The organism is Desulfohalobium retbaense DSM 5692 (assembly GCF_000024325.1).
Classification (GTDB): domain Bacteria; phylum Desulfobacterota; class Desulfovibrionia; order Desulfovibrionales; family Desulfohalobiaceae; genus Desulfohalobium; species Desulfohalobium retbaense.
Genome location: NC_013223.1, coordinates 578,369 through 597,105 on the forward strand (window position 1 = coordinate 578,369; position 18,737 = coordinate 597,105).

General features: G+C 58.5%; 17 protein-coding genes. 9 read left to right on the plus strand and 8 right to left on the minus strand.

Annotation, left to right across the window (positions count from 1 at the left end):
* Positions 1–239: 239 nt before the first annotated feature.
* Positions 240–770 (minus strand): GAK system XXXCH domain-containing protein, encoded by a 531-nt coding sequence (locus tag DRET_RS12830; protein ID WP_015750928.1) that lies wholly within the window; start codon positions 768–770, stop codon positions 240–242.
* Positions 771–911: 141 nt separating this feature from the next.
* Between DRET_RS12830 and DRET_RS02355 the strand changes: the two genes are divergently transcribed.
* From DRET_RS02355 to DRET_RS02385, 7 genes are all read left to right on the plus strand, one after another.
* On the plus strand, positions 912–1,571 hold the full coding sequence (locus DRET_RS02355; protein ID WP_015750929.1) for a protein-L-isoaspartate(D-aspartate) O-methyltransferase: 660 nt from the start codon (positions 912–914) through the stop codon (positions 1,569–1,571).
* 325 nt (positions 1,572–1,896) lie between these two features.
* Positions 1,897–2,706 (plus strand): amino acid ABC transporter permease, encoded by an 810-nt coding sequence (locus DRET_RS02360; RefSeq protein ID WP_015750930.1) that lies wholly within the window; start codon positions 1,897–1,899, stop codon positions 2,704–2,706.
* 97 nt (positions 2,707–2,803) lie between these two features.
* Positions 2,804–3,583 carry an amino acid ABC transporter ATP-binding protein gene (locus DRET_RS02365; RefSeq protein ID WP_015750931.1) on the plus strand — a complete coding sequence of 260 codons (780 nt, stop codon included), beginning with the start codon at positions 2,804–2,806 and terminating at the stop codon, positions 3,581–3,583.
* Between the two features lie 140 nt (positions 3,584–3,723).
* Complete coding sequence (locus DRET_RS02370) at positions 3,724–4,560, plus strand: transporter substrate-binding domain-containing protein (RefSeq protein WP_015750932.1); 837 nt, start codon at positions 3,724–3,726, stop codon at positions 4,558–4,560.
* Positions 4,561–4,813: 253 nt separating this feature from the next.
* Positions 4,814–5,695: an amino acid ABC transporter permease gene (locus DRET_RS02375; RefSeq protein ID WP_015750933.1), complete on the plus strand. Its 882-nt coding sequence runs from the start codon at positions 4,814–4,816 to the stop codon at positions 5,693–5,695.
* Positions 5,696–5,892: 197 nt separating this feature from the next.
* Positions 5,893–6,444: a glycine cleavage system transcriptional repressor gene (locus tag DRET_RS02380; RefSeq protein WP_015750934.1), complete on the plus strand. Its 552-nt coding sequence runs from the start codon at positions 5,893–5,895 to the stop codon at positions 6,442–6,444.
* 88 nt (positions 6,445–6,532) lie between these two features.
* Positions 6,533–7,906 (plus strand): PFL family protein, encoded by a 1,374-nt coding sequence (locus DRET_RS02385; protein ID WP_015750935.1) that lies wholly within the window; start codon positions 6,533–6,535, stop codon positions 7,904–7,906.
* A 113-nt stretch (positions 7,907–8,019) separates the two neighbouring features.
* On the opposite strand, the gene DRET_RS02390 is transcribed toward DRET_RS02385, so the two are convergent.
* From DRET_RS02390 to DRET_RS02410, 5 genes are all read right to left on the minus strand, one after another.
* On the minus strand, positions 8,020–8,472 hold the full coding sequence (locus tag DRET_RS02390; protein WP_015750936.1) for an Hsp20/alpha crystallin family protein: 453 nt from the start codon (positions 8,470–8,472) through the stop codon (positions 8,020–8,022).
* Positions 8,473–8,613: 141 nt separating this feature from the next.
* Positions 8,614–9,864, minus strand: a complete 1,251-nt coding sequence (locus DRET_RS02395) for an amidohydrolase (protein WP_015750937.1) — start codon at positions 9,862–9,864, stop codon at positions 8,614–8,616.
* A gap of 85 nt (positions 9,865–9,949) precedes the next feature.
* Complete coding sequence (locus DRET_RS02400; RefSeq protein WP_015750938.1) at positions 9,950–10,975, minus strand: tRNA dihydrouridine synthase; 1,026 nt, start codon at positions 10,973–10,975, stop codon at positions 9,950–9,952.
* 5 nt (positions 10,976–10,980) lie between these two features.
* The gene (rnhA, locus tag DRET_RS02405) at positions 10,981–11,454 is read right to left on the minus strand and encodes a ribonuclease HI (protein WP_015750939.1); all 474 of its coding nucleotides are present in this window, start codon (positions 11,452–11,454) and stop codon (positions 10,981–10,983) included.
* Positions 11,454–12,854 (minus strand): phosphomannomutase/phosphoglucomutase, encoded by a 1,401-nt coding sequence (locus tag DRET_RS02410; RefSeq protein WP_015750940.1) that lies wholly within the window; start codon positions 12,852–12,854, stop codon positions 11,454–11,456. Before DRET_RS02410 ends, rnhA begins: the two co-directional genes overlap by 1 nt.
* 346 nt (positions 12,855–13,200) lie before the next feature.
* On the opposite strand from DRET_RS02410, the gene hflK reads away from it, so the two are divergent.
* Together hflK and hflC are read left to right on the plus strand one after the other, a co-directional pair.
* Positions 13,201–14,286: an FtsH protease activity modulator HflK gene (hflK, locus tag DRET_RS02415; RefSeq protein ID WP_015750941.1), complete on the plus strand. Its 1,086-nt coding sequence runs from the start codon at positions 13,201–13,203 to the stop codon at positions 14,284–14,286.
* Between the two features lie 2 nt (positions 14,287–14,288).
* Positions 14,289–15,140: a protease modulator HflC gene (gene hflC / locus DRET_RS02420; protein ID WP_015750942.1), complete on the plus strand. Its 852-nt coding sequence runs from the start codon at positions 14,289–14,291 to the stop codon at positions 15,138–15,140.
* A gap of 113 nt (positions 15,141–15,253) precedes the next feature.
* Here hflC and lpxB read toward each other — a convergent pair whose 3' ends face one another.
* Both lpxB and pnp read right to left on the minus strand, forming a co-directional pair.
* Positions 15,254–16,399 (minus strand): lipid-A-disaccharide synthase, encoded by a 1,146-nt coding sequence (gene lpxB, locus DRET_RS02425; protein ID WP_015750943.1) that lies wholly within the window; start codon positions 16,397–16,399, stop codon positions 15,254–15,256.
* A 95-nt stretch (positions 16,400–16,494) separates the two neighbouring features.
* Positions 16,495–18,717 carry a polyribonucleotide nucleotidyltransferase gene (gene pnp / locus DRET_RS02430; protein WP_052293256.1) on the minus strand — a complete coding sequence of 741 codons (2,223 nt, stop codon included), beginning with the start codon at positions 18,715–18,717 and terminating at the stop codon, positions 16,495–16,497.
* Positions 18,718–18,737 lie beyond the last annotated feature (20 nt).

The following is an 18,737-nucleotide window of genomic DNA, read 5'->3' on the forward strand; positions in this document are numbered from 1 at the left end:
CAACTACGAGCACGGCCCCAAGGCGGATCACGATTCCTAGGGCTATCGTCCCGATATGGCCTCGGCGGATAGGGAATACGCCGTGGCTGGGGGCGATAACCGCCAGGCGGCGGCTGACGACAAAAAGAGGCAGGAGCAGCTTATGCTCCTGCCTCTTTTTGTCGTCACAGGTGGGGGCAACTCGAGTGTATGTATTGTATGCCGGTTGGTACGCTGGCTTCCTGGAGGCGACACCGACCCTATTTGTAGCGGTCGTGGCACTCCCGTTTGAGCCGTTCCAACTCGGTGACCGCTGTGGACACAGCAGCGGCATCTTCCTGGGCCAGGGCCTGGGCGAATTGGTCGACCACGCTGAGATATTCCGGGTAGTAGGGATCGCCCATACCGGGATAGGTGCACATGATCCGGGAATCGCGAATAAAGCGCTCAGCGGTTTTTGAGCCGGGAAGGGTCGTGGCTGCCACGGCCTCTTTGATCGTTTTAAAATCGCTTTTCATGCGGTCTTTGAGGTCGTCGTACTCTTCGCCTCCGGTCGAGTCCCCGCTTCCGCCTTCCTTGCGGCGGCCGTGGTACTCGAATTTGCATTCGAGGCTCTGCTTGCCTTCGTTTTGCTTGAGGCTGATTTTGAAGTCGGCCTCGGGGGCAATGTCCAATTGGCTTGCAAAGATGCTGAAATGCCCGGATTCGATATCATCAGCCAGGCTCCGCAACATTTTGGCTGCCTCGGCGCCGTCAAGATGCGCTTTCCACTTTTTTTTGCCTTCATCCATACATGCCTCCTTGAGGGTCACTCTCTCTGATTCTGACTGCACTTTATAGAAGGAGCCCCGACGCCGCAAGTTCGTTGTCTGTTGTCTCCAGCCTGGAGATTGTGTATCTTCGGGCCAGACTGGAAGACAGGAGTCTTGCGTATGGTCAGCCTCGACACAAATCTCCAGCGGCGTCCAGAGCGCGAAATCATGGTACAGGAGCAGATCGTTGCCCGGGGGATACGTGATTCCAGGGTGCTTGCAGCTCTGCGCGATGTCCCGCGGCACCGTTTTGTCCCCGCGCAGTACCAGGACGCGGCGTACGACGACGCCCCCTTGCCTATCGGGGACGGGCAAACCATTTCTCAGCCGTATATCGTGGCCTATATGACCGAACTCCTTGAACTCCAGCCGGCAGACCGGGTGCTGGAAGTGGGGACAGGGTCCGGGTACCAAGCGGCTGTGGCCAGTCGCCTGGCCCAGGAGGTGTATACCATCGAGCGGGTGGAAAGCTTTGACGCCCGTGTGCGCGAGGTGTTTCACGAATTGGGCTATACCAATATTGTTTGCCGCATTGGTGATGGAACCAGGGGGTGGCCGGAGGCGGCCCCGTTTGAGGCTATCCTCGTCACGGCCGCGGGGCGACGTGTTCCGCAACCCCTTGTCGAGCAACTTGCTGTGGGAGGGCGCCTTATCATGCCGGTGGAAAACGATCGCGGCAGGCAGGTGATCGTGCGCATGACACGGACATCGGAGGAGGACTACGCACAAGAGCATTTTCTGGCCGTCGCCTTTGTTCCTCTTCTGGGTGCGTTCGCCTGATATTGTGCTTCAGGTATCAAGGATCTGATGAATCTTTGTCGATACACTGCAACAGCGCCCTTTCCAGCGCGGTGGTACAGCACGCAAGGGATCCTGTATCCCGCCATGCCCGGCGACTCCCGGTTGACCATCTGTCCTTGTTCTCGCCGCAGACAGCGCTTCAACACCTCGCATGGCGCGCTTTAGCGAACGCCGACCACGCCGGCAGACCTGGACGTGTGCGCCGCGTTTTTGGGCGTGGAGCAGTCTGAGAGATCCGGTCTTTTCAACAGGCCGGGGGATGACCTGATTGACTACATCTGTGTTTGTAGAAGGCGGGAGCGTCATGAACCGACACCAGATCCACCAGAGACTGCAGGCTTGGGAGCCGTGGTGGAGTATTCTCCGGTATGTGCTGGTTATGGCGGCGCTGCTCTGGCTCGGAGGGCGTGGAGCCGGCAACCTGGGATACAACTGGCAATGGTACCGCATATCGGAATATATCGGGACGGTGCAACAGGGGGAGTTGAGCCTGGGACCTTTGTTGCAGGGCTTGCTGGTGACCTTGAAAATCACCGGGGTGAGTCTTTTGCTGTCATTGGTCTTTGGGCTCGGGGCGGCCTTGCTCCGGCTCTTGCCATCGGTCATGGGCCGCCTCGTGGCCCGGATCTATTTAGAGCTGGTTCGCAATACCCCATTGTTGATCCTGATTTTTTTCATCTATTTTGTGATCGGTCCTCTTTTTGGGATAGGCCGTTTTTTCTCGGCAGTTTTAGCTCTCAGTCTGTTTGAAGGGGCCTATGCCTCGGAAATCTTCAGGGCTGGCATTGTCTCCATCCATCGAGGCCAATGGGAAGCCGCCTATTGTCTGGGGCTGTCCAATTGGGACATGTACCGGAAGATCATCCTGCCACAAGCCTTGCGGCGTATTATCCCGCCGTTGACCAGCCAGGCAGTGTCCCTGGTCAAAGATTCGGCGCTGGTGAGCACCATTGCGGTTTATGATCTGACTATGCGGGGCCAGGCCCTGGTTGCGGAGACCTTTCTGGCTTTTGAAGTCTGGTTCACTGTAGCAGGTCTCTATCTTGTTCTGACCATTACCCTTTCCGCGCTGGCCTGGGGCCTGGAACGCAAAATGGCCGCCGATTCGGCGTGAGGGATGGGGTGCTGGTTTCCCCAGCCGGCCCGATTCATTCTTTCCGGCTCTTGAGCAGCCAAACCAATCGCCCGACAGCGGGCGCGATGAGGATTCCATGGATTCTCCTGCCCACCATGCGCCGTGCGGCGCTTCGTCTACCGGAGCTCCGATCATCGAGGCGCACGGCCTCTCCAAGCGTTTCCCCAATGGGGTTGTGGCCTTGGAAGGAGTCGATCTGACCATTGAGCGGTGTGAAGTCGTGGTGGTCATCGGACCTTCAGGGTCCGGGAAATCGACGCTTCTGCGGTGTCTGAACGGCCTGGAGGATATCGATTCCGGAAGCGTGGTCATCGATAGGATCCCTTTGGATGAAAACCCCCAGCACCGGCTGCAGATCCGAACCGAAGTCGGTATGGTCTTCCAGTCGTTCAATCTCTTTCCCCATTTGCGGGTCTCGGAAAATATCATGCTGGCCCCGAAACGGGTGCGAAAGATGAGTCAGGCCCAAGCACGTGAACTCATGGAAGAATTGCTGCAGAAGGTCGGGATGTCCGATAAGATGGAAGCCTTTCCCGGCCAGCTTTCCGGCGGGCAGCAGCAGCGGGTGGCCATCGCTCGTGCCCTGGCTATGCGTCCTGCGGTCATGCTTTTTGACGAGGCGACGTCGGCCTTGGATCCGGAAATGATCGGTGAGGTCCTGGAGGTCATGAAGGACCTGGCTCGCGAAGGGATGACCATGGTCGTCGTGACCCATGAAATGGGCTTTGCCCGAGAGGTTGGCGACCGTTTCGTGTTTATGGAAGATGGTCAGGTGGTGGAGGAGGGCCGGAACCGGGAGTTTTTTACGCAGCCAGCCAAGGAGCGCACCCGGCTCTTTCTGAGTAAGATTCTTTGATCCGCCTCCGGGACTGCGGTGACGAAATCAATGGACGGGATTTGGACAGTCTGAGTCTGCGGGCAGAACCACGGCGAGGCACCAGTTTCCTGTGGACAGGAGCACATAGCGTGAACTCAACAACGACAATGGAGGCGGAGATGCGTGTACGCAAGCTATTGGCAGTGATGATTGGTTGCGTGATGGCAGTGGCCCTTTTGGGGACGGCGGCCCAGTCAGCGGATGTGCGCGAAGCCCTGAGCCAGGCAAGCGCACTGGAACAGATCCAGAAACGAGGAAATTTGCGGGTCGGATTCTCGACCTTCAAGCCGTGGGCCATGAAAAACAAGAAAGGGGAATTCATCGGCTTCGAGATTGATGTGGCCAAGGCATTGGCCGCGGATATGGGGGTCGAACCGGAATTTGTGCCCACGAAATGGTCCGGTATTATTCCGGCATTGTTGACCGGGAAGTTCGATATCATCATTGGTGGCATGGGAATTCGGCCTCAGCGCAACCTCAAAGTGAACTTCAGTGTTCCCTACGACCATTCCGGGATGTCCATTGTGGCCCACAAATCAGTCGCCCCTGGGTATGAGAGTCTGGAGGATTTCAATAAACCCTCGGTGACAATCGCTGCGAGGATTGGGACCACCGCGGCCCAGGCAGCCAAAACACATATGCCCGAGGCCACCATCCGATTGTTTGATGACGAAGCCCAAGCCCTTCAGGAGTTGTTGACTCAGCGGGCCCACGCTATGGTGGCCAGCCAGCCCCTGCCTGAACAGCAGGCGATACTGCACAAGGAGCGGCTGTACCTGCCCCTTGACGGCGAGACATTCACCACCGAACCCATCGGTTTCGCGATCCGCAAGGGAGATATTGACTTCCTGAACTTTTTGAATAATTGGGTCCGGGTCAAAAAGGCTGAAGGTTGGCTGCAAGAGCGCCACGCCTATTGGTTCACGACCATGGACTGGGAGGACCAGATCCAATAGCTTCAGCGCAGCGAATTGCCCATCTGCCCTGAACAGTGACGCCGCAAAAGATTTCAGGTTTTGCGGGTCAAGAGAGGGATTGCCGTTGTGGACTTTGTAGCGGTGGTTTGCATGGGGCTGTGAACGGTCCGCGCGATATGGTGTTCTGCACGAGCCGAGATGGTGCGGTCTGTGACGGAATTGACAGCACACGGCACAGGGCGGCCAATGGCCGCCCTCTTTTTTCAACGATTGACCATTCGGAGAGGACGCTTTGTGGCAACGGCCTGCCAAATGGACCTGGTTTGACACCTTGTTTCTGGCTGTTGTCGTGGGCGGCGGTTCCTGGCTGTTACACAACGCCGCCACGGAACTGGCCTATAAATGGCAGTGGGAGGTCATTCCCCAATATCTGGTCCGCTATGATGAGCAGGCCGGGCATTGGGTTCCCAATCTTTTGCTACAGGGGCTTTTGACCACCATTCGGCTGAGCTTTTGGAGTACGTTGCTGGCGACGTGCATTGGCGTGGTCATGGGGCTGTTTCGCGTCAGCCCGAGCCTGTTCAAACGGCTCATCGCCCAGAGCTATGTCGTGCTCAGCCGGAATCTGCCCCCGTTGGTCCTGGTCTTTCTGCTCTATTATTTTTTCAGCGATCAATTGTTGCCCAGCCTTGGATTGCAGGAGATGGTGGGGCGGTTCCCCCCTCTGGCCCAAAAGATCATCGCTCTCGTTTTTGCCGAACCCGCGCAACTCATGACCACGATTTCCGCCGTGGTCACCCTGGCCCTGTATGAGGGGGCCTATATCACCGAAATCGTCCGTTCCGGGATCCAATCCATTGAGCGTGGTCAGTGGGAAGCGGCGTACGCCCTGGGGTTGTCCAAGTTCGAACAACTCCGGTATGTTATCCTGCCCCAGGCCGTGCGGCGTGTGATCCCGCCCCTGACCGGACAGTTTATTTCTACGATCAAGGATTCCGCAATTGTTTCTGTTATTTCTGTACCGGAGTTGACTTTTCAAGGCATGGAACTCATGGCGGCTACCTATTTGACCTTTGAGGTCTGGATTACCGTCACGGTTCTGTATTTTCTGCTGACCTTCAGCTGTTCGCTTCTAGCCAGGCGGATAGAAGTTTTCCTTCAAAAACGGGATTAGCAGGCTGTTGCACATCTCCCAACTGCGGCAAGACTGCAAAAATTTCAAATTCTTGCGTGCGATTGCGCACGCTGTGATATTGGACTTTTTTGCGCCGTTCCTTGGGTTTTTTGAAAGACCTGCGTCAGAGGGAATTTGTCAATAGGCAGTTAGCAGGCCGAACGGCCCAAAATGATGCAAGACCCATGGAAAAACACATGCACAAGAGTATTATCAGTGTGGTGGGGCAGGACCGACCAGGAATAGTGGCTGATGTTGCGGCCATACTCGCTGAATTGGAATGCAATATTGAGGATGTCTCCCAGACGATCCTCCAGGGGCAATTTGCGGCCCTGTTTATTGCCAGTATTCCAGGAGCGCAGTCCGTCAACGAGGTCCGCACCAGCCTCGAAGACCGTTTGGCTCCTCAGGGCCTGAACTGTGTCGTTCGCGAATTCGAGGAAAGCGCTGCGCCTTCGCCTCGGGAGGCTGCGTCGTTCGTGATCATCACCATCGGGCCCGATGCCCCGGGCCTGATCGCCGCCATGGCCGGGGTGCTCAAAACCCATGCGGTCAATATCTGTAATCTTCAGGCGGTCAATCGGTCTCAGGCCTATCCGGATCAGATGGTCATGATTTACGAAGTCACCGTGCCTGAAGACACCTCGCTGCCGGCGTTGCGGACCGCTTTGCAGCAGCGCGCCGCCCGTGACGGACTGGAGGTCAGCGTCCAGCACAAGGCGATCTTCGAAGAGATTCACCGGCTATAACCATACTGCCGACTCGCGAACCAGAGGCACGATCCGGTCGGACAGTTCCTGTCGGCTTTTCAGCAGTTTCCTACCATGCGGAGCGTTTATGCTTACCGAAAGTGAAGTCCTTTCAACCCTGCAGATGGTCCAAAACGAACATCTCGATGTGCGGACCGTGACGCTGGGGGTCAGTCTCTATGATTGTCAGAGCGATGATGTGCAGCGTCTGACACAGAATATCTACAACAAGATTTACCGGCTCGGCCGGTCCTTTGTCGCTCTATGCGATCAGGTCGGCGAAAAATACGGTATCGAGGTCGTCAACAAGCGCATAGCCGTGAGCCCGGCCGCGTTGGTCGCCGCTGCATGCCGGCCCGAGGAATTTGTCGAAGTGGCCCGGTGCCTGGACCGGGCCGCCCACGATGTCGGCGTCGATTTTATCGGCGGGTTCACGGCATTGGTCGAAAAAGGGATGGCACCCGGGGACACGCATCTGCTGGAAGCCATGCCTGAAGCCCTGGCGTCGACCGAGCGTGTTTGCGCGTCGGTCAATGTCGCTTCGTCACGTTCCGGGCTGAATATGGACGCCATCGCGCGTATGGGAGAGGTGCTCAAGGAAACAGCGGCGGCCACGGCGGACCGGGATGGGCTGGGGTGCGCCAAATTGTGCGTCTTCGCCAACCTTCCTGAAGATGTTCCCTTTATGGCCGGAGCCTATCTGGGAGCTGGAGAACCGGACGCGGTCATCAATGTCGGCGTCAGTGGGCCCGGCGTGGTCAAGAAGGCCATTGACCGGGCGGTGGCCGCAAATCCTGAGTTGTCGCTGGGGGAATTGTCCGAAACCATCAAACGCACGGCGTATAAGGTCACCCGGGTCGGTGAGATCGTTGGTCGGGAAGTGGCCAAGGGCCTTGGCGTCGGGTTCGGGATTGTCGACTTGTCCCTGGCGCCGACCCCGAATGTGGGGGACAGCGTCGGTGAGATATTCCAGTCGCTGGGGCTCTCCCATATCGGAGTGCCCGGTTCGACGGCGCTTTTGGCTATGCTCAACGATGCCGTGAAAAAAGGGGGGGCCTTTGCCAGTTCGTCTGTGGGAGGACTGTCCGGGGCGTTTATTCCGGTCAGCGAAGATCTGAACATCGCTGAAGCAGCCCATCAGGGGCATCTAGGGCTGGAAAAGCTCGAAGCCATGACCGCAGTCTGTTCGGTGGGCCTGGACATGGTTGCCTTGCCGGGCGCCATTCCAGCGGTGACATTGGCCGGCATCATCGCTGACGAAATGGCCATCGGGGTTATCAATCACAAGACCACTGCGGCCCGGCTTATCCCTGTTCCGGGGAAACAGGCCGGTGACAAGGCGGTCTTCGGCGGGCTCCTGGGAGAGGCACACATCATGCCGGTGCGGGACATGGACGGATCGGCCGGGTTTATCCGGCATGGCGGTCGCATCCCGGCGCCTTTGCACAGCCTGAAAAATTGACCTGGGCTTTGAAGTTTGATCCGCGGCCGCAGTGATCGTGGCCTCCGACGGAAATGCACAACGCCCCGGCAAGGTGGACCTTGCCGGGGCGTTATAGCGACAGGGGGAGGCACTCAGGTCTCGATGGCAATCTTTTTGCCTTGAGTGTTTTCTTTTTTGGGCAGGGTGATCTGCAACACCCCGCGCTTGAAATTGGCTTTGACGTTTGCCTCGTCGACCTGGCTCGGTAGCGCAATGGTGCGGTAGAAGCTGCCGTAACTGCGTTCGATACGGTGGTAATTCTCGTTGTGATCCTCGGTTTCCCTTTTCTTTTCCCCTTTTATGATCAGCGAGCCGCCCTCGACGGAGAGATCAATATCCTCCGGTTCCATGCCGGGCATCTCTGCCTTGACCACGATGTCCTTGTCGGTCTCGCTGAGGTCGATACTGGGAAAGTCACCGAATTCACGGGGAAATCCTTCGAAAGGGCTGCGAAAAAAGCGTTCCATCATCTCTGTGAAGGGGTCTTCGCGATAGGCCAAACCACTTTGTTCACGGCGTAAACTGGGAAGAAGATTTCTAAACATCGCACTCACCTCCTTATTCGAAGGGTAGAGAAAAGCAGGCAGGATTCGACGCGCATCCCAGAAGGGCACTTCATTATCCATACATAATGAAAACCGGAACGCCGTCAAGGGCAAGCGCTTTTTTCAGGAAGCGATGGGCGATCACCCAGCAACAAGACGCCGGGCACAGGCCCGGGCCCGGGCGATAATTTCCTCTTCTCCTGGGATATGGCGCTTTTGCATCAGAACTTCGCCGTTACAGATGGCTGTGTCCACGCAGCCTCCGGAAGCGGCATAGACCAGATTGGAGGTCAGGTTGTAGCAGGGCACCATTGCCGGTTGATCGAGGTCCACCAGCAGGCAGTCGGCCCAGGCCCCTTCGGTTATCCCGTGGTTGAGATTGAATATGGCAGCCCCCTGGGCAGTGGCCATCTCCCACACGGCATCAGCCGGGAGGGCTTTGGGTGATCCGGTCGCCACTTTGGCTGCCAACGCCGCGGATTTCATCTCGCTGAACATGTCCAGGGCGTTGTTGGATGAGCAGCCGTCCGTGCCGAGTCCGATCCGCAGGCCATGTTGGCGCATGGATTCCACGGGACTGGTTCCGGAGCAGAGCTTCATGTTCGAGACCGGATTGTGCACGATGTTCACGCCGCGCTTGGCCAGGAGCTCCATTTCTTCAGGGGTGAGCCAGACTGCATGGCAAGCGACAAGACGCGGGGAAAGCAGGCCGAGTTCGTCCAGATAGGCGACCGGGCGTTTGCCGTGCTCGGCCATGCAGTCCTCGACCTCTTTGCGGGTCTCGGCCACATGCATATGGATCAGCAGATCGTGTTCCTCAGCTATATCTCTGATCCATTCCAAGGATTTCCGGCTCACCGTGTACACGGCGTGGGGGCCGAGAGCGCATTGCAGGCGCGGGTCAACTTCTTTGTAGGTCGCGAGGAGGTCCAGGCAGCGTCGCTGTTTGTCCTCAGCCGTCCGGGCATCCCCGAAATCAATGAAGACCGACGAAAGGGCCGCCCGCAGACCCATCTCCGTCACCGCCCTGGCGGTGCCCTCGAAATGCCAGTACATATCATTGAAAAACAGCGTTCCAGACTTGATCATCTCCAGGCAGGCCAGGAGTGATCCGACATAGACATCCTCCTCGCTCAGCCGGGCCTCCAGGGGCCAGATATGTTCCGTGAGCCAGGTGTGCAATTCCATGTCGTCCGCGTAGCCGCGGAGCAGGGTCATGGCCGCGTGGGTGTGGCCGTTGACCAGCGGAGGCACAATGGCCTTGCCAGCGGCGTCGATCGTTTTGTCTGCCGAGATGTCCAGATCTGGGCCGATGCGTTGAAAGACGCCGCGGTCGATGAACAGGTCAGTAGGGGTTTCGCCGAGCACGGCGTTGCGGAGAAGAAGGCTCATGGCAGGGTCCCTTTGTCGGAAGTTCCGCCCGCGCATTTCTCGCTGCGGTCATGCAGCACGTTGAAAAGCGGGCTCAAGATGCCGGTCACGCGGCAAACAGCAGGCTGTTGGGGCGCAGTGTGAGCTGCGGCAGCGGCGTCAGGTGGTGTGCGATCTCCTTGTAAAGATCCTCCGGGGTTGCGGAGCGGGTCAAGTCGCTGCGCAGCCGGTGCCCGAAAGCAAAGTTCGCCGCGAAATAATTCATGAATTTGCGGTACAATCGCAGGGCTTGCCCCTCGGGAAATGACGTCCACAGGAGCTCGACCATGCGTTGGGCCACTTTCGGATAGGTTTCAGGGGCAGGATGAAAATGGCCGAGCCACTCGGCGGCGATCCAGGGACGAGCCGCGGCCATGCGGCCCAGGGCGATGCCCTGGCAGCCAGTTTGGCGGAGCATGGCTGTTGCGTCGTCAGCAGTGAAAACGTTGCCGTTGCCGAAAACAGGGAGATCCACCGCCTCACAGACAGCCCGGATGTCTCTCCATTGGGGCGGCCGGGTGCGGCGGTCCGGGGCCAGGCGGGGGTGCACGATCAAGGCGTCGGCTCCGGCCTTGGCACACGCTCGGGCCGCGTGGACGACGACCGGCCCCTGGTCAGTCCAGCCGCTACGGAGCTTGACAAAGAGGGGGATGTCCACGGCCTGACGCACGGCATCGACTATCGCCGCCGCCCGGGAAATATCGCGCAGCAGGGCCGCTCCAGCCCCTTGTTGACGGACTGCGGCCACGCAACAGCCCATATTGATGTCGACACCGAAAAAGCCCTCGTCTTGTATCCGGCGTGCTGCAGCGGCCATGGTCTCGGGCTCGCTGCCCATGATCTGGCAGACCAGGGTAGCAAGTTCATCGCGGTGGAAACGGAAGACCGGGGAGATGCGGGGATCCTCCTGGAGCACAGCTGAAGCGGAACACATTTCCGTCCAATGCAGTCCGAATCCCCCAAAGTCGTGGAGCAGCCGGCGCAGGGCCACATGGGTCACCCCGACCATAGGCGAGAGGAGGAATCGGTTTGTAAGGGACTTGTCCCCTATAGCGAGTGGCTGATCCAAAGGAGCAAGCGGTGTGGCTGACATGGGACTTATTCGTGGCCCGGATCCTTCGCGAGGCCGGGTTGGTTTGCTGCGGCCTTGGCCAGGACGTCGCAACGCTCGTTTTCGGGGTCGCCGCTATGGCCCCGCACCCAATGCAGTTCAAGCTGATGCCTGCTGGTCAAAGCGGCGAGTTCCTGCCATAGATCCTTGTTCTTGACCGGCTTCTTGGCTGCGGTTTTCCAGCCGTTTTTCTGCCACTTTTGCAGCCACCCTTTGGTCAGGCCGTCGTGGAGGTAGCGGGAGTCGGTCCAGACCTTGACCCGGCACGGCCGCTTCAAAACCTTGAGCCCTTCGATCAGCGCGAGCATCTCCATGCGGTTGTTCGTGGTTTTCGCGTAACCGCCACTGAGTTCCTTGCGGGCTTCGCCACCGTAGAGCAGAACCGCTGCCCAGCCCCCCGGGCCCGGATTGCCCAGACAGGCACCGTCTGTATACAGGCGCACAACAGAAGTCTCGGACATCAGCAGGACTCCTTGTCGGATGCGGGCGTTTCTGGCAGGGCCTCGATCCAGCGTTGCAGGGGGATTTCCACAATGTCCCGGATCTCCTGCAACCGGTTGGCCGATTGGGCCTCGAAGCGGAGCACGAGCACCGGCTGGGTGTTCGAGGCCCGCAGAAGCCCCCAACCGTCACCGAACTCGATGCGCACCCCATCCTCTTCGTTGATGGACAGGCCCTGCTCGCGGAAAGATTCCCGGGCCGTATCCACAATGCGGAATTTGTGTTGTTCAGGGCAGAAAATGCGGATTTCAGGCGTGTTCTGGGTTTCTGGCCAATCGTCGAGCATGTGCCCCAGCGGCGTTTCAGGCGTTTTGGCCACGATTTCCGCCAGACGCAAGGCGGCATACAGGGCGTCGTCAAAGCCGTAGTAGCGATCGGCGAAAAACATGTGGCCGCTCATCTCTCCGGCCAGGGCCGCGTCGGTTTCCAGCATTCTGGCCTTGATCAGAGAGTGGCCGGTCTTCCCCATGATGGGGGTCCCGCCATGGCGGGCGATGTCTTCATAGAGCAGGTGGGAGCATTTGACCTCGCCGATGATGGTCGCCCCGGGCTGGCGAGTGAGGACGTCCCGGGCGAAAACGGCCAGGAGCTGATCGCCGTACAGCGGGGCGCCCTGGGCGTCGACCACGCCGATGCGGTCGCCGTCGCCGTCCAGGCCGACACCGAAGTCGGCCTGTTCACGAACGACCGCCTCCTGGAGGTCAACGATGTTGGCGGCCACAGTCGGGTCCGGATGGTGGTTGGGAAACGAGCCGTCCGGGGTGCAATACAGTGGAACAACTGTGGCTCCGGCCTTTTCCAGCAAGCGGGCGCAGATGTCCCCGCTGGAGCCGTTGCCGCCATCGACGACAACCTTGACCGGTCTGGACAACGCAATGTCGCTACTGAGTTCCTCCAGATAGGCGGGGACGATATCGAGTTCAGAGTACGTGCCCGGTTCGTTTTCAAAAACCCCTTCACGCATGATGGCATAGAGGTCCTGAATCTGATCCGTGTGCATGGTGGTCTGTCCGTGCCAGATCTTGAACCCGTTGAATTCAGGCGGATTGTGGCTTGCGGTCACGATCACCCCGGCCTGACGGTGAAGCGTCTTGATCGAGTAATACAAGACCGGGGTCGGAACCATCCCCAGGGCGGTGACGTCCATGCCCGCGGCCATGAGGCCTTCAATGAGGCGGTCGTTGTACAGCGGCGAACTGTGCCGGCAATCGTGGCCGACTACGCATTGGCGCAAGCCGTGCGTGCGGAAGAAGGTGCCGCAGGCGCGCCCCAGGGTCAGGACCCATTCGGGGTCGAAATCAGTATCTACACGGCCTCGAATGTCGTAAGCCCGAAAGACGTCAGGACGGATGGGAAGCATGAACGGCGTACTCCTTTCTCTGGATCGGACAACCTTTGGCTATCTGCTTGAGTCCCTGAAAATCCAGTACAAATGCGCAAACTGAACCACGGTTCAAAGGGTTTCGGATGAGGTCGGGGCCTGTCTGCGGAGAGAGCACTCAGCAAAGCAACTCTCTGCTCGGTCAGGAAGCCTGCCTGGACGGCAAAGTTCCTGTTTCTACAGCACCCCTGTCGGGCGTGCAAGCGTGTCTGCTTGACCTTGCCGCTGGGGTCCCCTATTACTGGTGACATCAGCTTGGAAAAAGGCCCCCCGTCCTGGACGGGGTTGGGAAGTCTGTCTATGTAATCCATTGCCGAGAGTGTGCATGAATTGGGATTGGGAAAAACTCCAAGAGCGACGGCAGAGGCAACAGGGCGGTTCCGGTGGCGGGCCGCAGATGCCTCAATTCGATTGGGAAGAGAAACTACGTAAGTTTAAAAATTTCAAGGGTTCAGGAATAAAGGTGGGCATATTGCTCGCCCTGTTGCTGTGGGCGACCACCGGGATTTATATCGTCGAGCCGGCAGAGGTAGGGGTTGTCCAGCGATTCGGGGCGTTTTCCCGTATGACCCAACCTGGTCCGCATTACCATCTGCCGTTTCCTATTGAAACGGTACAGACTCCAGCTGTGAGTCAAGTCAACCGCATTGAAATTGGATTTCGCGGTGCGGGTGAGCCCGGCTCCTATAGTCAAACGCAATTCAGGCAAATCCCTGAAGAGGCCTTGATGCTGACCGGGGATGAAAACATTATCAGCGTTCAGTTTATCGTCCAGTACCAGATCAAAAACGCCAGAAATTATCTCTTTAATATTGTCGAGCAACACAAGTCGGTCAAGGACGCCGCTGAAGCAGCGATGCGTGAAGTTATCGGTCGCAACCGGATCGATACTGCTCTGACCGAGGGCAAGACCGAGATCCAGAACGACACCCGGGGACTGCTTCAGGAGATCCTGGACAGTTATAACAGCGGTATCAGTGTCGTGGCTGTGCAGATGCAGGATGTCCATCCCCCGGATCAGGTCGTGGATGCCTTTAAGGACGTGGCCAGTGCTCGGGAAGATAAGACCCGCTTTATCAACGAAGCTCAGGCCTATCGCAATGATATTATTCCTCGTACCCGAGGGGATGTCGCTGAAATAACCCGTGAAGCCGAGGCCTTTAAAGAGTCGAAAATCCGTCAGGCCAAGGGTGATTCGGCCCGTTTTCTGAAGTTGCTCGCGGAATACAAAAAGGCTGAAGCGATCACTTCGGAACGGCTGTACTTGGAAACGATGGAAAAAGTTCTGGCGAACCCCAGTACGGAAAAAACCATCATTTCCAAAGACGCCATGGAATCCGTGGTGCCGTATCTGCCGCTGGAACGACTGCCGCGTTCCGGCCGCAACACCCAAGCCGGGGGAGGAAAATAAGTATGCCAAAGCGTACTGGAATAGCTGTGGCGGTGGTGCTCGTCCTCTTGCTCGTGGGCATAGGACAGAGCTTTTACACCGTGGATGAGACGCAGCGTGGAGTTATCCTGCAGTTAGGAAAACCGGTTGGAGAAACCGTGGGTCCGGGACTGCATTTCAAGCTGCCTTTTGTACAAAATGTGTTGTTGTTTGATCACCGGATTCAGGACTATGATGCCAATCCGGCCGAGATTTTGACCGAAGATAAAAAGAATCTGGTTGTCGACAATTATTCGCGTTGGCGTATCGAAGACCCGCTCAAATTTTACCGTACCGTACGAACCGTCAGTCAGGGTGTGTCCCGGATTGACGATATCGTGTACTCCGAATTGCGGGTTGAGTTGGGACAATACACGCTCAATGAAGTGGTCTCCTCGAAACGTGGGGATATCATGACCGCTGTGCGGGACAAAGCGGATGCCCTGCTTGACGAATACGGCATCAAGATCTTTGACGTGCGCATCAAACGCACCGATTTGCCCGAGGAGAACCAGATGGCCATTTTCGGGCGCATGCGCTCCGAGCGGGAGCGTGAGGCCAAACGGTACCGTTCGGAAGGGCACGAAGAGGCTTCGAAAATCCGAGCCGTGGCTGATAAGGATCGGACGATCATGCTTGCTGAGGCCGAACGCAAGGCCCAGATCCTGCGCGGTGAAGGTGACGCGGAAGCGGCACGTATTTTTGCCGAAGCCCTGGGCCAGGATAAGGAATTCTTTTCCTTTGTCCGGAGTCTGGAGGCTTATGAAAAAGGGCTCTCCAACAGCACCCGGTTGATCATGGACAATCAGAACGAGTTCTTGCGCTATCTGCAATAACCCCGATTCCTGACAATTGGCGAGGTCGAGGACGACCGTAATACAAAAGGCCCGCACCGGATTCGCCCGGAGCGGGCCTTTTTTTGTGTGTCGTCCAAAGACGAGTCGCTCAACTAGGGGTGTCTTGTGCCGGGTGTGGCCAGTCCGGCGACTTCCAGGACCGCTTCGGCCACCTCCTCAGAGGCGGTCCTGCCACCGAGTCTGTGGCGCAACCCTTGGAGTTCGGAGCGGGTCTGCATGCGGTCTTCTGGCGAGACCAGCCACTGTTCGAGCGCTTGGCTGAGTTGGTCGGCACAGACATCGTCCTGCAAAAATTCAGGAAATAACGGTTTGTCCATGATCAGATTGGGCAGGCTGATATAGGGGACGTCAACCAATCGTTTGCCGATGGCGTAGCTCACCTGGGACACTTTGTAGGCCACGACCGTGGGCAGGCCCAACAGGGCACATTCCAGGGTTGCGGTGCCTGATGCGGCCAGGGCGACAGTGGCCGTGGACAGAGCTGCCCACCGCGCCTCGGCTGTAACGAGTTCGACCGGCACAGATTCCGGCCAGTGTTCGAGCAACGTTTCTGCGGCTATGCCGGGTGCCTGAATGAGGCGGCAGGAGAGATCCGGGTGGGCGTGGTGGAGGCGGCGGACCGTGTCCAGAAAGGGGGGCAGCAGAGAGTGGATTTCCTTGTGCCGGCTCCCGGGCAGAATTGCCAGGACGGCAGACTCCGGATGGCCAGGAGCGGCGTTGTGCTCGGCCATGTCCTCCAGCAAGGGGTGCCCGGCGAATCGGGCGTTGACCCCGTAGTCACGGAAAAAAGATTCCTCGAAAGGGAGCAGGCACATGAGCCGGTCGACGTACCGGCGCAGGAATGTGACCCGATTTTTGCGCCAAGCCCAGGCCTGGGGCGCCACATAATACACCACTGGGAGTTTGAGGCGTGCGGCCCGTTTGGCCACCGGAAAATGGAAATCAGGCGCGTCGATGCAGACCACGGCCACCGGGGCTGTGGCGGCCAGTTCCCGTTTGACGCGGCGCAGGATTTTGAGAATCCGTGGCAGAAATTCGAGGACTTCGGTCAGCCCCATGACCGACAAGTCTTCGGCCCGGGCCACGGCGTCGAGCCCGGCCCGGCGCATGGCCGGGCCGCCGACTCCGCGAAAGCGCAGGCCGGGGTACCGGGCTTGCAGACTGCGCATGACTCTGGCTCCGTGCATGTCTGCCGAGGTTTCCACTGCACTGATCCAGACGGTCGGTGTCGCGGTCACGGTGACTCCTTTGGCAATGGGAAAAAAAGGCACAACTGCCTGAGCAATTGTGCCTTTGGTTTTCTTGGAAAGCCGCGATGACGCCTTTGGCGGAATTACCGGCGGTCGCCGCCTCCGCGGGGACCGTTGTCCCGTCCGCCGCGGCCTCCGCCTCCGGGGCCTTTTTTGGGGCCGCTGGGGCGCGCCTCTGCGGCGAGGTCAAAGGTCAGTCCCTGTTCTTCCATGAGAACCGCCTTGCGGCTCAGCCGGATTTTGCCGTCACCGCTTTGTTCAATGACCTTGACCTTCACGGAGTCGCCGACCTTGACGACATCCTCGACTTGTTCCACGCGCTGCTGGTCGAGCTGCGAGATGTGCAACAAGCCTTCCAGACCGGGCAGGATTTCCACAAACGCGCCAAAGTTCATGATGCGCTTGACCGTGCCTTCGTAATCTTTACCGACTTCGGCCTTCTGATCGTAAAACAGGACCATGTCCACCGCTTCCTGCAACGCCTGCTGATTGGGGGCGAAGATCGAGATCCGGCCCGAATCCTCGATGTCGATGGAGGCGCCAGTGGCCTGGGTGATGGCCTTGATGTTCTTGCCGCCGGGACCGATGACATCTTTGATCCGCTCGGTGTCCACCTCGACGATTTCCAACTGCGGGGCGTGCTCGGAGAGTTCAGCCCGCGCCGCCGGCAAGACGGTGTTCATATTGTCCAGGATGTGCAACCGGGCGTCCATGGCCTGGTTGAGGGCCCGCTTGAGAACTTCGGGCGGGATCCCGGCAATTTTGCTGTCCATCTGGATGGCGGTGATTCCTTCAGCTGTTCCGGCGACTTTGAAGTCCATATCACCGAGGTGGTCTTCGTCGCCCAGGATATCCGTGAGGACAAGGAATTCGTCCTCTTCCTTGATAAGGCCCATGGCGATGCCCGCCACCGGGGCGCTGACCGGGACACCGGCGTCCATGAGGGACAGGCTGGTGCCGCAGACCGTGGCCATGGAGGAAGAGCCATTGCTTTCCATGACTTCGGACACGACACGCATGGTGAACGGGAATTCATCTTCCGTGGGCAACACCGGGGTCAGAGCGCGTTCGGCCAGGGCTCCGTGTCCGATTTCCCGACGGGCCGGACCGCGCATCATTTTGACTTCGCCCACGCAATACGGCGGGAAATTGTAGTGGAGCATGAACCGCTTGTTGAGTTCGCCGTCGAGCATCTCGATGCGTTGCTCGTCGCGGGAGCTGCCAAGAGTGGCCACGGAAAGGACCTTGGTTTCGCCGCGGGCGAAAATGGCCGAGCCGTGGGTACGCGGCAGAGAGCTTGTTTCGATATTCAGATCCCGGACTGTGGTCAGGTCCCGGCCGTCGATGCGGGTCTTCGTTTCTTTGACCCGTTTGCGGACAATATCTTTTTCCAGGGCTTCAAAGATCTTGCCTGCGCCTTTCAAGCGTTCCGGCTCTTCAGCGAATTCCTGCTCCAGGGTAGCCATAACCTTGTCTTTGACCGTTTTTTTGGCCGTCTTGCGCTCCAATTTGTTGGGAACTTGCAAGGCTTCGGCCAATTCGGAACCGGCCAGGTCGTGGACGCGGGACTCGAGTTCGGTGTCTGCCTCAGGGGCCTGAACGGCAATCTTGGGTGCGCCGATTTTCTCCCGCAACTCGTCCTGGAGTTGCAGCAGCGCCTGAACCTGTTCGTGGCCCCAGGTGATGGCTTCGGCCATGCGGTCTTCAGGAACAAAATTGCCGCCGCCTTCAACCATGGTCACCGCGTCGCGGCTTCCAGCCAGGACGAGGTTGAGGTCGCTGTTTTCCAACTCGTTTTGTGACGGGTTGAGCACGAACTCGCCATCGACCTGGCCGACGCGGATACCGCCGATAGGGCCGTCAAAGGGGATGTCAGAAATGTGCATCGCCGCCGAGGCCCCGGTCAGAGCCAGGACATCGGGATTGACCTCCGGGGCTGCGGAAAGGACGGTGGCGATGATCTGCACTTCATCCCGGAATCCGGCGGGGAACAAGGGACGGATGGGGCGGTCGATCAGGCGTGAGACCAGAGTCTCACGCTCGCTGGGCCGTCCGATTTCGCGGCGAAAATAATTGCCGGGGATACGGCCCGAAGCATAGGACATTTCCTGGTAGTCCACCACCAGCGGCATAAAGTCGATGTCGCGAGTGACGGGCTGGGTCACGGCAGTGACCAGGACCACGGTTCCTCCGCTCTGGACCCAGACGGCACCGTTGGCCTGGTTGGCCAAGCGTCCTGTTTCGATGAGAATGTCCTGTCCCTGCAATGTGGTGCTGACGCTGGTGCTGCCAAATATATTGCTCATAGTCATGTAAATCCTTGTAA